This is a genomic window from Pseudomonas sp. KUIN-1 (assembly GCF_009176725.1).
GTDB lineage: Bacteria > Pseudomonadota > Gammaproteobacteria > Pseudomonadales > Pseudomonadaceae > Aquipseudomonas > Aquipseudomonas fragariae.
Map to the genome: position 1 here is coordinate 276,509 of NZ_AP020337.1, position 15,197 is coordinate 291,705.

13 protein-coding genes are annotated in these 15,197 nt (G+C 60.0%); 5 read left to right on the forward strand and 8 right to left on the reverse strand.

Annotated elements, in window-relative coordinates; genetic code table 11:
• The first annotated feature begins 21 nt into the window (after positions 1–21).
• Positions 22–1,320 (forward strand): amino-acid N-acetyltransferase, encoded by a 1,299-nt coding sequence (argA, locus tag KUIN1_RS01370; RefSeq protein WP_003403912.1) that lies wholly within the window; start codon positions 22–24, stop codon positions 1,318–1,320.
• Between the two features lie 314 nt (positions 1,321–1,634).
• Here argA and gshA read toward each other — a convergent pair whose 3' ends face one another.
• The 3 genes from gshA to KUIN1_RS01390 all read right to left on the reverse strand — a co-directional run bounded on the left by gshA (position 1,635) and on the right by KUIN1_RS01390 (position 6,170).
• Positions 1,635–3,227: a glutamate--cysteine ligase gene (gene gshA, locus KUIN1_RS01380; RefSeq protein WP_032655393.1), complete on the reverse strand. Its 1,593-nt coding sequence runs from the start codon at positions 3,225–3,227 to the stop codon at positions 1,635–1,637.
• 241 nt (positions 3,228–3,468) lie between these two features.
• Positions 3,469–3,852, reverse strand: a complete 384-nt coding sequence (locus KUIN1_RS01385; RefSeq protein ID WP_003403909.1) for a PaaI family thioesterase — start codon at positions 3,850–3,852, stop codon at positions 3,469–3,471.
• Positions 3,852–6,170, reverse strand: a complete 2,319-nt coding sequence (locus KUIN1_RS01390; RefSeq protein WP_024638975.1) for a Tex family protein — start codon at positions 6,168–6,170, stop codon at positions 3,852–3,854. The genes KUIN1_RS01385 and KUIN1_RS01390 overlap by 1 nt, the downstream gene beginning before the upstream one ends.
• A gap of 299 nt (positions 6,171–6,469) precedes the next feature.
• Between KUIN1_RS01390 and ompR the strand changes: the two genes are divergently transcribed.
• Positions 6,470–7,210: an osmolarity response regulator transcription factor OmpR gene (gene ompR, locus KUIN1_RS01395; protein ID WP_003318889.1), complete on the forward strand. Its 741-nt coding sequence runs from the start codon at positions 6,470–6,472 to the stop codon at positions 7,208–7,210.
• Between the two features lie 163 nt (positions 7,211–7,373).
• Entirely contained in the window at positions 7,374–8,684 is a 1,311-nt protein-coding gene (locus KUIN1_RS01400; RefSeq protein ID WP_003403907.1) for an ATP-binding protein, read from the forward strand.
• Positions 8,685–8,939: 255 nt separating this feature from the next.
• Here the strand turns inward: KUIN1_RS01400 and KUIN1_RS01405 are convergent, their stop codons facing one another.
• The 4 genes from KUIN1_RS01405 to KUIN1_RS01420 form a co-directional block, all read right to left on the reverse strand.
• Positions 8,940–9,407, reverse strand: coding sequence for an inhibitor of vertebrate lysozyme family protein (locus tag KUIN1_RS01405; protein ID WP_003403906.1), 468 nt, complete (start codon positions 9,405–9,407; stop codon positions 8,940–8,942).
• Positions 9,408–9,409: 2 nt separating this feature from the next.
• Entirely contained in the window at positions 9,410–9,574 is a 165-nt protein-coding gene (locus tag KUIN1_RS01410; RefSeq protein WP_002555679.1) for a DUF1328 domain-containing protein, read from the reverse strand.
• A gap of 56 nt (positions 9,575–9,630) precedes the next feature.
• On the reverse strand, positions 9,631–9,918 hold the full coding sequence (locus KUIN1_RS01415; protein ID WP_116886709.1) for a hypothetical protein: 288 nt from the start codon (positions 9,916–9,918) through the stop codon (positions 9,631–9,633).
• A gap of 228 nt (positions 9,919–10,146) precedes the next feature.
• Complete coding sequence (locus tag KUIN1_RS01420) at positions 10,147–10,986, reverse strand: BON domain-containing protein (RefSeq protein ID WP_116886707.1); 840 nt, start codon at positions 10,984–10,986, stop codon at positions 10,147–10,149.
• Positions 10,987–11,183: 197 nt separating this feature from the next.
• Here KUIN1_RS01420 and algB point away from each other — a divergent pair, with 197 nt between their 5' ends.
• Both algB and KUIN1_RS01430 read left to right on the forward strand, forming a co-directional pair.
• On the forward strand, positions 11,184–12,530 hold the full coding sequence (gene algB / locus KUIN1_RS01425) for a sigma-54-dependent response regulator transcription factor AlgB (protein WP_003318895.1): 1,347 nt from the start codon (positions 11,184–11,186) through the stop codon (positions 12,528–12,530).
• Positions 12,531–12,540: 10 nt separating this feature from the next.
• Positions 12,541–14,328: a KinB sensor domain-containing domain gene (locus KUIN1_RS01430; protein WP_011266285.1), complete on the forward strand. Its 1,788-nt coding sequence runs from the start codon at positions 12,541–12,543 to the stop codon at positions 14,326–14,328.
• Between the two features lie 53 nt (positions 14,329–14,381).
• Here the strand turns inward: KUIN1_RS01430 and KUIN1_RS01435 are convergent, their stop codons facing one another.
• Complete coding sequence (locus KUIN1_RS01435) at positions 14,382–15,161, reverse strand: N-acetylmuramoyl-L-alanine amidase (protein ID WP_024652530.1); 780 nt, start codon at positions 15,159–15,161, stop codon at positions 14,382–14,384.
• Positions 15,162–15,197: the final 36 nt, after the last annotated feature.

Genomic DNA, 15,197 nt, shown 5'->3' on the forward strand with positions numbered 1-15,197 from the left:
TTTCTACAGGCTCTTGTTGTCATGCCCGAATACGTCAACTGGCTTCGCCACGCGTCTCCGTACATCAATGCTCACCGCGATTGCACCTTCGTCGTCATGCTGCCCGGCGACGGCGTTGCGCACCCCAATTTCGGCAATATCGTCCACGATCTGGTGCTGCTGCACAGCCTGGGCGTGCGTCTGGTGCTGGTTCACGGTTCCCGTCCGCAGATCGAGAGCCGCCTGGCCCAGCGCGGGATTACGCCGCGTTACCACCGTGACCTGCGGATCACTGACACCGAAACGCTGGAGTGCGTGATCGATGCCGTGGGTCAGCTGCGCATCTCGATCGAGGCGCGTCTGTCGATGGACATGGCCGCCTCGCCCATGCAGGGCTCGCGCTTGCGAGTGACCAGCGGCAACGTGGTGACCGCACGGCCTATCGGCGTGCTTGAGGGGGTCGATTATCAGCACACCGGCGAAGTGCGCCGCGTCGACCGCAAGGGCATCAATCGCCTGCTGGACGAGCGCCATATCGTGCTGCTGTCGCCACTGGGTTACTCACCGACCGGCGAGATTTTCAACCTGGCCTGCGAAGACGTCGCCACCCGCGCGGCCATCGATCTGGCTGCTGACAAACTGCTGCTGTTCGGCGCCGAAACCGGCTTGCTGGACGAGCAGGGCCGGTTGGTGCGCGAACTACGTCCGCAACAGGTGCCCGCGCACCTGCAGCGTCTGGGTGCCAACTATCAGGCGGAATTGCTGGACGCTGCGGCCGAGGCCTGCCGTGGCGGTGTGGCGCGCAGCCATATCGTCAGTTATGCCGAGAACGGCGCGCTGCTGACCGAGCTGTTTACCCGTGACGGTGGCGGCACGCTGGTCGCGCAGGAACAGTTCGAACTGGTGCGCGAAGCGGCTATCGAGGACGTCGGCGGTTTGATGGACCTGATCACGCCGCTGGAAGAGCAGGGCATTCTGGTGCGTCGCTCCCGCGAGGTGCTGGAACGCGAGATCACCCAGTTCAGCGTGGTCGAGCGCGAAGGGCTGATCATCGCCTGTGCTGCGCTGTATCCGATTGCCGATTCGGAGTCGGGCGAGCTGGCGTGTCTGGCGGTCAACCCGGAATACCGGCACGGTGGCCGTGGCGATGAACTGCTGGAGCGCATTGAAAACCGCGCCCGGGCTTTGGGTATCAAGACCCTGTTCGTCCTCACCACCCGCACCGCACACTGGTTCCGCGAACGCGGTTTCGAACCCAGCAGCGTCGACCGCCTGCCAAGCGCCCGCGCCTCGCTGTACAACTACCAGCGTAATTCGAAGATCTTCGAAAAGGCGATATAAGCCTGGGGGCGGACTATATTTTGTGGGAGTGAGCTTGCTCACGAAGAGGCTGGAACAAGCCTCCAGAAAGGGGCGTTTGAACCGTCCCTTTCGTGAGCAAGCTCACCCACGCCCTTCGGGCAGAAGCGCAGAGCATTGGGCACGATAGTTGAGATGATCGTTCCTCACGCTCCAGCGTGGGAATGCAGTTCTCGACGCTCTGCGTCGTCAATAGGACGCGGAGCGTCCAGAAAGGCATGCGACGCAGAGCGCCGCACGATAGTCGCGCCTGCACCGCCACCTTCGTGAGCAATCTCCCCACAGTAATTGCACGATCAGTTACTGATCGACAGAATGCTCGCCTGATACGAACCCACGAACGTGTCGAAATCCACCACTTCTTCCGTTGCTTCCAGCTCGGCCTGTTCCTCAATCGAGGTTTTGGCCTGGGCTTCGAAGTCTGCCTGTTCCTGAGCGCTCAGCGGGTGAGTGCGGAAGTATTCGGCGTGGACCTGACTCTGGCGCAGGGAGAACGCGGTAAAGCCCTCGTTATGCGCTTCCATGCTGGCCAGCACCTGAGCAGACGGTGTGAGCGCGGTATCGTCGATCTTGGCCTGTTGCACGGCAATCGACTTGAGGTGCTCATCGGTGCCCTGCGCCTGATCGAGCAAGCGGGCAATCGGTGTGATCTTCTCCATCAGCTCGGTTGCCCAGATCTTGAGATCGACAGGGCGGTTGTCACGCATCAGGCTCAGGCCCGGGCGACGCCCTTCCTTGACCACTGACAGGAAGTTCGAGCTTGCGTTGGAGCACTCGTGGCGGGCCAGTTGCTGGCTTTCCTCGAGGGCGCAATACAGCACGAACGCATCGATGAAGCGCGACTGCTCCAGGCTGATGCCGGTCGGCAGGAACGGGTTGATGTCCAGGCAGCGCACTTCGACGTACTGCACACCACGGGCCACCAGCGCCTGAATGGGGCGTTCGCCGCTATAGGTCACGCGCTTGGGGCGAATGTTGGAGTAGTACTCGTTCTCGATCTGCAGCACGTTGGTGTTGAGCTGCACCCACTCGCCGTTCTGGTCATGAGTGCCGACCTCGACGTAAGGCTTGTAAGGCGTGGCCACGGCCTTGCGCAGGCTGTCGGTGTAGCTGACCAGATCGTTGTAGCAAGGGGTCAGGTCGGCCTGGGCGTCACTCTGATAACCCAGGTCGCTCATGCGCAGACTGGTGGCGTACGGCAGATACAGGGTATCGGCGTCGAAGTGTTGCTCCAGCTGATGCTTGCGGCCGCGCAGGAACCCCGCGTCGAGTGCCGGTGAAGCACCGAACAGGTACATCAACAGCCAGCTGTAGCGGCGGAAGTTACGAATCAGCGCAATGTAGGAATGCGACTGGTAGTCGCGCGCATCGCCTGCAAAGTCTTCGGTCTGCTTGAGCAGCGCCCAGGCGTCTTCCGGCAACGAGAAGTTGTAGTGAATGCCGGCAATGCACTGCATGGTCTTGCCATAACGCAGCGCCAGACCCTTGCGATAGACATACTTGAGCTTGCCGATGTTCGACGTGCCGTAATACGCGATCGGGATGTGCTCTTCGTCGGGCAACGGGCAGGGCATCGACGGGCTCCACAGCAGCTCGTCGCCCAGTTTGCTGTAAACGAAGCGATGGATACGGTCCAGGTTGTCGATGGTCTCGGCCGGGTTCTTCAAGGCTGGTGTGATGAACTCCAGCAGCGATTCGGAATAATCGGTCGTGACTTGGCCATTGGTCAGTGCGGCACCCAGAGCTTGTGGATGAGGCGTGCAGGCCAGTTCTGCCGTTGCAGTAACGCGCAGACACTCACGCTCTATACCGTGCAGGCATTGCTCCAGCAAAGAGAGGTTGTTGCGCTCGCCGAGCAAGGCAAGACGGCGGTTCAAAAATTCGCTCAAGGTGTAATCCTTCACGCATCGGTCGCCCCGATATGGGGGTGGACTTGACGGTCTACAAGGGTGAAGAAAGGAACTGGCGTAGTCGCCTGGTTGGTCGGTAACGCCCGTTCACAATCACTGCTCTTTGTCGTACTACCCAAATGGACTCGGCACCACGCTAATGGTGCCGAAATTAACCCAAATGATGTCGATACGGCTAGGTTCAGTTTGCAGTGATTGTGTTCATCGCCTCTTTTCGGGTCTAGATGACCGCAAATGTGCCCTGGGCTTTGGCAACGAGCTTGTCGCCCTGAACGACTTCGGCCTCGACCACCAGCGTGCGGCGACCCGCGTGCAGGACCCTGGCGATGCACAGGACTTCGCCTTCGGAGACTCCACGCACGTAGTTGATCTTGCACTCGATGGTCACGCTGCGCTGGTCGAAACCGTGAACGCTGGAACAGGCCAGGCCCATGGCGATATCGACCAGGCTGAAGATTGCACCGCCGTGCATCACGTTGCCGCGATTGCGCAGGTGCGCCTCCAGCGGCAACGCAACTTCGGCAACGCCCTCGTCCAGACGCCGCAGCTCACAGCCGAGCATCTTGAAGTAGGCGCTGTGGGTCAGATCTTCAGGAATGTCCATCAGCGCTTCTTCAGTTGCTTGGCATTGGCGAACAGCGATGCCATTGCATTGTTGGCGGGTGCTGGCGCAGTGGTTTCCTTGCGCGGGGCGTTGTTCTGGCGAGGCGAAGAACCCGGACGGGCACCGCGCGCGCCATCGATTTTCTCGCCGGGCGTGTCGCTCATGCGCATCGACAGACCGACGCGTTTGCGCGGGATATCGACTTCCATGACCTTCACTTTCACCACATCACCGGCCTTGACTGCTTCGCGCGGGTCCTTGATGAACTTCTCGGACAACGCCGAGATGTGCACCAGACCGTCCTGATGCACGCCGATATCGACGAATGCACCGAAGTTGGTGACGTTGGTGACCACGCCCTCGAGGATCATCCCCAGTTGCAGGTCCTTGAGGTCTTCGACCCCGTCCTGAAACTCTGCGGTCTTGAACTCTGGACGCGGATCGCGGCCCGGCTTTTCGAGCTCCTGAAGGATGTCGGTCACGGTCGGCAGACCAAAGGTCTCGTCGGTGAATTTCTTCGGGTCCAGACGCTTGAGAAAGCTGGCGTCGCCGATCAGCGAGCGAATATCGCGGTCGGTTTCAGCCGCGATGCGCTGCACCAGCGGGTAGGCTTCCGGGTGAACGGCGGACGCGTCCAGCGGGTTGTCACCGGTCATGACGCGCAGGAAGCCGGCGGCCTGTTCAAAGGTCTTTTCGCCCAGGCGGCTGACTTTCTTCAGCGCCGCGCGGGTTTTGAACGCGCCGTTTTCATCACGATGCGCAACGATGTTCTGCGCCAGCGTGGTGTTGAGGCCGGAAATGCGTGCCAGCAGCGCCACGGAGGCGGTGTTCACGTCCACGCCCACGGCGTTCACGCAGTCTTCCACCACTGCATCCAGGCCGCGCGCCAGCTTGAGCTGCGAAACGTCGTGCTGATACTGGCCGACCCCGATGGATTTCGGATCAATCTTCACCAGTTCGGCGAGCGGGTCCTGCAAGCGACGGGCGATGGACACCGCGCCACGGATCGACACGTCGAGGTCCGGGAATTCCTTGGCGGCCAGTTCCGACGCCGAGTACACCGAAGCGCCTGCTTCGGAGACCATGACCTTGGTCATTTTCAGGCCTGGGTATTTTTTGATCAGGTCGGCAGCCAGCTTGTCGGTTTCGCGGCTGGCGGTGCCGTTGCCGATGGCAATCAGATCGACCGAATGCTTGGCGCACAGTGCGGCCAGTACGGCGATGGTCTGGTCCCACTGGTTCTTCGGAACGTGCGGATAGACGGTGGCGTAGTCGAGCAGTTTGCCGGTGGCATCGACTACGGCGACCTTGCAGCCGGTACGCAGGCCAGGATCGAGCCCCAGCGTGGCGCGCTGGCCGGCCGGGGCGGCGAGCAGCAGGTCGTGCAGGTTGTGGGCGAACACATTGATCGCTTCGGTTTCCGCGCCGTCACGCAGTTCACCCAGCAGATCGGTTTCCAGGTGGCTGTACAGCTTGACCTTCCAGGTCCAGCGCACCACTTCGGCCAGCCATTTGTCTGCCGGGCGGTTCTGGTTCTGGATGCCGAAGCGCTCACCGATCATCAGCTCGCACGGGTGCATGGCGCCCGGCAATTCTTCACCGACTTTCAGTGCGGAGCTCAAAAAGCCTTCGTTGCGACCGCGGAAAATCGCCAGCGCACGGTGCGACGGCATGCTCTTGAGCGGTTCGTCGTGTTCGAAGTAGTCGCGGAACTTGGCGCCTTCCTCTTCCTTGCCCGGCACCACGCGTGCGCTGATCACCGCTTCCTGCTTGAGGAAGCTGCGCAGCTTGTCCAGCAGCGAGGCATCTTCGGCAAAGCGCTCCATCAGAATGTACTTGGCGCCTTCCAGCGCAGCCTTTATATCAGCCACGCCTTTTTCCGCGTCGACGAAGCGGGCTGCTTCTGTTTCAGGAGCCAGGCTCGGGTCATTGAACAGGCCGTCGGCCAGTTCGCCCAACCCGGCTTCAAGGGCGATCTGGCCCTTGGTGCGGCGTTTCTGCTTATAAGGCAGGTACAAGTCTTCGAGGCGAGTCTTGGTGTCGGCCAGCTTGATGTCGCGCGCCAGCTCCGGGGTCAGCTTGCCTTGCTCTTCGATGCTGGCAAGAATGCTGACGCGCCGCTCGTCCAGTTCACGCAGATAACGCAGGCGCTCTTCCAGATGGCGCAGTTGCGTGTCATCAAGACTGCCGGTCACTTCCTTGCGGTAGCGGGAAATGAAGGGCACGGTCGAGCCTTCATCCAGTAGTGCTACGGCCGCTGCGACCTGTTGTGGGCGTACGCCGAGTTCTTCGGCGATGCGGCTGTTGATGCTGTCCATAAAACCACCTGGAGTTGTGAGCAAAAAACTGGGCTATGTACGAATTGCCTTGCCTGGGTATCGTGCGCCAGCATTTATTTTCAGGGCTGGCGAACCGCCATGAGTCCGGCGTTGCCTGACTTCGAGGGCGGCGCATTATACCCAGCGAAGCCGGATTAGGGGATCGGCCGACAAATGTGGTGTTTTTTCGGCGAAAAAGCAGGCACAAGTGTCGCCTCCAGTAAAATCTGCTAACAATGCACAAGGTGCGCATCACCGCAGCTACGCCATAATGCGCCCCGAGATCAGAGGAGCATCCGATGAGCAGCACCGCACAAAATGCCGAAGGCGAAAAAATCCTTATTGTCGATGACGATCCGGGGCTGAGCAGTCTCCTGGAACGTTTTTTCACCAGCAAGGGCTATCGTGCCCGCGCCGTGGCAAATGTGGAACAAATGGACCGGTTGCTGGCCCGTGAGGTTTTCAACCTCGTGGTGCTGGACCTGATGCTGCCCGGCGAAGACGGCCTTTCAGCCTGTCGTCGTCTGCGTGCCGCGAACAATCAGGTGCCGATTATCATGCTGACCGCCAAGGGCGATGAGCTGAGCCGCATCAAGGGGCTCGAACTGGGTGCTGATGATTATCTGGCCAAGCCGTTCAACCCGGACGAGCTGATGGCGCGGGTCAAGGCGGTGTTGCGTCGTCAGGCGGCACCGGTGCCCGGCGCACCCGGCAGCGAAGACGAGTCGGTCAGTTTCGGTGACTACGTGCTGTCTCTGGCAACCCGCGAGCTCAAGCGCGGTGAAGAAGTGCACATGCTCACTACCGGGGAATTCGCGGTACTGAAAGCGCTGGTCATGCACGCTCGCGAGCCGCTGACCCGCGACAAACTGATGAACCTGGCGCGTGGCCGGGAGTGGGATGCGCTGGAACGATCCATCGACGTACAGATCTCCCGTCTGCGTCGCCTGATCGAACCGGACCCTTCCAAGCCCCGTTATATCCAGACGGTCTGGGGCGTGGGCTATGTATTCGTTCCGGACGGTGCCGGAAGTCGCTGATAACCCGGTTGTCGGCACAGACATCCGTCATTGCTGCCAGTTACGTCGATAATCTTTTACAGGTTTATCGACGTACTGGTTTTTTGCGTTCGTCCATCGGGTCCGGCCCGCGTTCGGCAAACCTGCGAGCCTCGCTCGCCCTGCAAAGTGTATGGCTGCAGTTATGAAGACTCCGCTCTGGTTCCCGCAAAGCTTTTTCTCCCGCACGCTCTGGCTGGTGCTCATCGTCGTGCTGTTTTCCAAGGCGCTGACGCTGGTTTATCTGCTGATGAACGAAGACGTGCTGGTCGACAGGCAATACAGCCACGGTGTTGCTCTGACCCTGCGCGCGTACTGGGCCGCCGGTGAAAACGATCGCGAGGCGATTGCCGAGGCGGCGGGCCTGATTCGGGTAGTGGGCGGTGGCGTGCCGGAAGGCGAGCAGCACTGGCCTTACAGTGAGATCTATCAGCGACAGATGCAGGCCGAGCTGGGTGCCGATACGGAAGTGCGTCTGCGCGTACACGCGCCGCCCGCGCTGTGGGTGCGAGCGCCGAGCCTGGGTGACGGCTGGCTGAAAGTGCCGCTGTATCCGCACCCGTTGCGCGGTCAGAAAATCTGGAACGTGCTGGGCTGGTTCCTGGCCATCGGATTGCTCTCCACGGCATCAGCCTGGATTTTCGTACGCCAGTTGAATCAGCCGCTCAAGCGTCTGGTGTTTGCGGCGCGCCAGTTGGGGCAGGGGCGCAGCGTACGGCTGCCGGTGAGTGACACGCCGAGCGAGATGACCGAAGTCTACCGGGCCTTCAATCAGATGGCCGAAGACGTCGAGCAGGCCGGGCAGGAACGCGAGTTGATGCTGGCCGGTGTTTCCCACGACTTGCGCACGCCGCTGACGCGCCTGCGCCTGTCTCTGGAGCTGATGAACGACAATGAGTTCTCCGAAGGCATGGTGCGCGATATCGAAGACATGGACGCCATTCTCGATCAGTTCCTGGCCTTCATCCGCGATGGGCGCGACGAAGAGATCGAAGAGGTCGATCTGGGGCACCTGGTGCGCGATGTGGTCGCCCCCTTCAATGACGACGAAGACAGCATCCGTCTGTGCCTGGAGCCCATTCCGCCCTTCCCGCTACGCCGCGTGTCGATGAAGCGCCTGCTGACCAACCTGATTGGCAATGCCAAGCACCATGCCGGTAACGGTATCGAAGTCGCCGCCTACGTATCCGGCGACCGAAACGCGCCCTACGTGGTGTTGAGCGTGCTGGACAGGGGGGCGGGCATCGATCCGTCCGAGCTGGACACCATCTTCAACCCGTTCATTCGCGGTGATCGCGCACGCAGTGGCAAGGGCACCGGCCTCGGCCTGGCCATCGTCAAGCGTATCGCTGCCATGCACGGCGGCAACGTCGAGTTGAGAAATCGTTCGGGAGGCGGACTGGAAGCACGCGTAAGGCTGCCGCTGGGGCTGATGCTGCCGAGAGATGCAATTTAAGGCGAGGGCGAAGCGAGAGGGTAAATATAAAGCGCCGTACAGGGTCGCGGGAGGCGTTCGAAAGGTCGACGCATTCTCGTGAACCTGCACGGCGGCTTGCCTGACCCGGCCCTTGGCGGAGGTACTCCCTGTACCCCTAGGTCACGCCGATCCACTTGATCAACGCGTCCCGGCCCCCTGGTCATGCGCGTACCTTCCTCAGGCCGCACAAAGCCGAAAGGTGTCGACTCCTGGAGCCGACACCTTTCTTCTGGATCAATACCAGTTCGGGTCTTTGCGCAGCTCTTCATTCAAGAGCTTTTGCATACCCTCGTCAGGCTTACCCAGGTAACGGTAAGTCGCGTGACGTGTTGGCGATTTGTCTGCAGGAAGACCGGCAGGCACTTCAACCAACATGGCGTAAGCATCTTCCTTGTCGAGGCTGAAAGCCACGATCAGGCGCTTGCTTTTGCACGTATCGGCCGTTTCGCAAAGCGGTCCAACCAGATAGTTGTCACCGTCTTCAGTGGCCGCTGTCATCTGCTGCCCGGAAGTACCGGACAGGTTGATCACCCAATCCGGCAAACGCTCTTCCTTCTTGACGACCTTCGCCCAGGTGGTGCGGTACTCGGGTGCGGAGCTCAGAAGCTCATTGACCCGAGACTGTCCATCATTGGCTGCCATGACCATGGCACTACCGCCCATCAACAGGGCGGCGGCCAGTGTGCGAAATGACGTGTGCATTATCAGCCTCGACCGCGACGACCGAAGAAGAACGACACAACGAACATCACCAGGAAGACGACGAACAGGATCTTGGCGATACCGGTAGCCGTGCCCGCGATACCACCGAAGCCCAGTACTGCAGCGACGATAGCGATGATCAGAAACGTGATTGCCCAACTCAACATGGTGATACTCCTTTTGATGCCGTTTTAATAAGGGTGCTGCTTTTTTTAAGGTCGGGTCAGAAAACCCATTTTTGCTGTGGAGCGACTTCATCTACAGAAACCAGGCCATCGACGTTGCGCAGGCTTGAGGACATGTCCTTGACCACTGGGGCGCTAACGCCGCGATAGGAGATGCTGCTGGTCTGGATGAATTGCTGTCTTGGTTGAGTTGCCTCGTTGGCTTGATTCCAACGCTGGAACTGCTGAATGGCGATCAGAGTGACGAGCAAGGCAAGGAGCAGAAAAAGACCTTGCTGGATATGCAGGGGAGAGATACGCAATTGTGCAATACGCTGGCTGTTCATCTGCAAAATCCCCTGGCCTGAGTGGGCATTCAATCTGATGGGTCGTTGTGTACCGACCTTTGTTGAATGGGTTATTGCAGACTGCATGCCAGTTTTTTGATCGATATAAATTCCTTTAAAATCAATGGCTTAATAAGTTTGGTAAGGGCGTGTTACCAGCAAGCTGCACGATTACCCCTTTGTAATCGTGCGTTCTGCACGAAGCGTTAGACGCTTTGCTCTGAACCGTCAGCCTGCGCTGCGCGCCATGACCTTCAGCGCGTCGCCGTTTACGCCCTTGACGCCACGAATATTTTTCGCGATTTCCACCGCCAGTTCTTTCTCGGCGAAGTTGGCGACCACGCCATTCAGGCTGACAACACCGGCCTTGGTGTCCACTTTGATGTTCAGCCCATCCAGCGTCCGGCTGTAGATCAGGCTTGCCTTGACCTTGCTGGTGATCCAGGCATCGCTCATTTCCTCGGTCGGGGTCAGAGATTGTGGCTGGGTCTTAGCCGCAATCGAATCGGCCGCGCTGAGGCTGATCAGGTTGTTGACGCTGACCACGCCATCGGTGTTGCTGGCCAGGCTACCGGCCAGTTCCTTCGCTTCGGGGCTTTGCGCTCGGCCCTTGAGGGTGATGACGCCGTCCTTGCTGTCGACTTCGATATTCAGCGCTTCGGTCACGCTGCTCCACAGCAGCTTGGATTTCACCGTCGCGACCAGCGTCGCATCTTCGAACCGCTGAGCCATGTTGGTTCGGGTTCCAGGCTCGCTGGCGACAGAAGGGTCCACCTCCAGCTGATTGTCGACCTTTTCGATGCCTTTGGTATCCAGCGCGATGCGCTCGGCCAGTTCGCGGTCCACCTCGTTTTCAACCTTGCCCTTGAGCGTCGCAGTGCCTTGTTCGACACCCACATCGATCTTGAACGGGCTCAGATGCTTGTTCAGCGCGAAAGCTGTCCAGATCGAACCTTCCTGACGCGCCTCGGTGAGCTGAGTAGGCAGGTCAGGCTGGGCGAGTACCGGGCCGCTGCCCAGCAGCGCAGCGGCGGCCGTGATCAGAGCAATCTTTTTCAGTGAAAACATAGAAGCGTTCCTTTTGCGGTGAGATTCCGTCTCCGAATAGACGGTTTTAACGGCATAAACGCGGATTAATCAGGCTGTTCGCCATTAGCTGATCAGAAAGCTACCATGCATGCCGAAGAATCAATCAGAATTGACCATGCAACTTGCCCGATGATTCCGAGACTAACTGAGACAATTCATTAAGGAGCGTAGGAAAAATGGAAGCAGCCACTGAGAATCAGGGCCGTATTCTGCTTGTGGACGACGAGTCCGCCATCCTCCGCACTTTCCGGTACTGTCTGGAAGACGAAGGCTACAGTGTCGCCACTGCCAACAGCGCAGCCCAGGCCGACACGCTCATGCAGCGTCAAGTATTCGATCTGTGCTTTCTCGATTTGCGTCTGGGCGAAGACAACGGCCTGGATGTGCTGGCGCAGATGCGGATTCAGGCGCCGTGGATGCGTGTGGTGATCGTGACTGCCCATTCGGCGGTGGACACGGCTGTGGATGCCATTCAGGCTGGCGCAGCCGATTATCTGGTCAAGCCGTGCAGTCCTGACCAGTTGCGTCTTGCGACGGCCAAGCAGCTTGAAGTCAGGCAACTGTCTGCACGTCTTGAAGCACTGGAAGGCGAGGTTCGCAAGCCCAAGGATGGTCTGGATTCCCACAGCCCTTCGATGATGGCCATTCTGGAAACGGCCCGTCAGGTTGCTGTAACCGATGCCAACATCCTGATTCTGGGTGAGTCGGGTACCGGTAAGGGCGAGCTGGCCAGGGCGATTCATGGCTGGAGCAAGCGGGCCAAGAAGTCCTGCGTCACGATCAACTGCCCGTCGCTGACCGCAGAACTGATGGAAAGCGAGCTGTTCGGCCACAGCCGCGGTGCCTTTACCGGTGCCAGCGAAAGCACGCTGGGTCGCGTCAATCAGGCCGATGGCGGCACCCTGTTCCTCGACGAAATCGGTGACTTCCCGCTGACGCTGCAGCCCAAGCTGCTGCGCTTCATTCAGGACAAGGAATACGAGCGCGTCGGCGACCCGGTGACTCGACGTGCCGACGTGCGCATCCTGGCCGCCACCAACCTCAACCTTGAGGACATGGTGCGCAGCGGACGTTTCCGTGAGGATCTGCTGTACCGCCTGAACGTGATCACCCTGAATCTGCCCGCCCTGCGTGAGCGCAGCGAAGACATTCTGACCCTGGCGGATCGCTTTCTGGCGCGCTTCGTCAAGGAGTACGCTCGTCCGGCTCGCGGCTTCAGCGAGGAGGCCCGCGCGGCGCTGCTCAATTACCGCTGGCCGGGCAACATTCGTGAGCTGCGCAACGTGATCGAGCGTGCCAGCATCATCTGTCCACAGGAGCGCGTAGAGGTCAGTCATCTGGGCATGGCTGAGCAACCGACCAACAACGCACCGCGGGTGGGGGCAGCCTTGAGTCTGGACGAGCTTGAAAAGGCACACATCGGGGCCGTACTGGCAACCAGTGAAACCCTTGATCAGGCCGCCAAGACGCTGGGTATCGATGCTTCGACGCTTTACCGCAAACGAAAACAGTACAACCTATGAAATACCTCAAATGAAGCTGGCCATGAAGTTGCGCACCCGCCTCTTTCTGAGCATTTCGGCGCTTATCACGGTCGCTTTGCTTGGATTGCTGCTGGGGCTCGTCAGTGTCATGCAGATGGCTCGTACTCAGGAATCACTGATTCAGCATAACTTCGCCATCCTCGATCTGGGCTTGAAGCTGCGCCAGAACATGGGCGATCAGTTGGTGTTGATGACCGGTTCCAGTCGCAATGAGCCTGAGCTGCAAAGAATGCAGAAGCAGTTTGAAGAGCTGCTGGAGGAAGGATCGGCGCAGGACACCCAGCAAAATGTGCGCAACGGTTTTGAAAAGACCCGAGGCGATTATCAGCGATTCATCGCCACCTGGCAGCAATACGGCAATGATCCGCGAGGCATACGCGGCAACTCGCAATTGAGCGAAAGTTTCGACACGCTGCGTAACGGTCTGATGGATGTGCATCGCAAGGCGTTGGAGAACATCAGCAACGCCGAGATCAATTCCAGGGATCGAGCATTGTGGATCGCCGGCTTGCTGGGCCTGGTCGGGCTGGCGGTGCTGTGCATCGGTTTTGTCACCGCGCACGGCATCGCCCGCCGTTTCGGTGCGCCGATCGAGGCGCTGGCCAAGGCCGCCGATCGCATTGGCGAGGGTGATTACGAGGTCACGCTGCCCATTTCCTCGGCTGCCGAAATGAACCTGCTGACCCGGCGCTTCGGCATCATGGCCGAAGCCCTGCGTCAGCATCAGGCGACCAACGTCGATGAGCTTCTGGCGGGCCAGCAGCGCCTGCAGGCGGTCCTCGACAGTATTGACGATGGTCTGCTGATGATCGATCGGCAAGGCCACCTGGAGCACCTCAACCCTGTTGCGCAGCGTCAGCTCGGATGGGACGAGAGTCGCCTCGGGCACAGTCTCGGTGAGGCGTTGGGCCGTCCCGAGCTGGATGAGCAATTGCATCTGGTGCTGCGGGGCGGAACGCTGGAGCGCGCGCCGGAAGACCTGGCCATCGAAATCGACGGCGAGTCGCGACTGCTGACCTACAGCATGACACCGGTCAGCCACACCAAGGGCCACATCCTGGGTGCGGTGATGGTGCTGCACGACGTGACCGAGCAGCGTGCTTTCGAGCGGGTACGCAGCGAGTTCGTCCTGCGCGCCTCGCATGAGTTGCGCACCCCGGTCACGGGCATGCACATGGCGTTCGGCCTTCTTCAGGAGCGTTTGCATTTCGCTCCCGAGTCCCGCGAGGCGGATCTGCTCAATACCGTCACCGAAGAAATGCAGCGCCTGATGCAGCTCATCAATGACCTGCTGAATTTCTCGCGTTACCAGAACGGTCTGCAGAAGCTCAAACTCGCGCCGTGCTCCATCGAAACGTTGCTGCAGGAAGCCAAGGCGCGCTTCGAGGATCAGGCCCAAGAGCAGGATATTGTGCTGATGCTGGATATGCAGGAGCCGATGCCGCGCCTGCATGCCGATCAGTCTCAGCTGGAGCGGGTACTGGACAATCTGCTGGACAACGCGTTGCGGCACACGCCGCCGAACGGCCTGATTCGCTTGCAGGCCAGGCGCCACGGCGAGCGGGCGATCATCAGTGTCGAAGACAACGGCGAGGGCATTGCCTATGGGCAGCAGGGGCGGATCTTCGAGCCCTTCGTCCAGGTCGGCCGCAAGAAAGGCGGTGCCGGGCTCGGGCTGGCGCTGTGCAAGGAGATTGTCCAGCTGCACGGCGGACGCATGGGCGTTTATTCACGGCCGGGGCAGGGCACGCAGTTCTATATGGCGTTACCGCTCTGAGGGCTTGAGCACCAGGCCCTCATCGGTTGACTGAGTATCAGCCTTCACACGTTTCAATTCGAGTGATTGAGCACCTCCAGGATGGCCGCGCTCTGTGCGTCCGGCTCGCCGTCGAAGCGTGCCGGGCGATAGTGCATCTGGAAGGCGGCCAGTACCTGACGTGTCGCGACATCCAGCTCACCGGTCTGCGGGGTGCTGTAGCCCAGGCGCGCCAACTGCTGCTGGAACCAGGTGATGCTCGGCAGGTTAGTTGCCAGCAGTGCCTGACGCTGGGCAACCTGGCGTTCATCCGGCCAGTTGCCCAGACCTTCGGCAGCGAGGCGTTTCCACGGGAACAATGGCCCCGGGTCCTGCTTGCGCAATGGGGCGATGTCGCTATGACCGATGATGTGTTTCGGGTCGATCCTGTTGCGTTTGACGATGTCCTTGAGCAGGACAATGATCGACTGGGTCTGCGCTTCGGTATACGGATACCACAGGCGCCCTGTCGGCGTTTCCTTGAAACCCGGATTGACGATCTCGATGCCGATCGAGCTGGAGTTGAGCCAGGTGCGGCCTTCCCACTCGCTTTCGCCGGCATGCCAGGCACGCGCGCTTTCATCGACCAGCTTGTAGATGGTGGCTTTGCTGTCGTCACCGATCAGGTAGTGGGCGCTGACCTCGCCATGCGTCAGTAATTGCAGCGAGTGTTCCAGCGACGTCGAGGTGTAATGCATCACCACGTACTGAGCACGGCCATCGAAATTTACCGAAGGATGGCTGGTGTCCAGCCTTGGGCCGCTGGCACAGGCAGTGAGGAGGAGCATGAGAAAGGCGGATAAATACAGCTTCATGAGGTCGGCAGCGTCGGCAGGAAATGAAACATCATA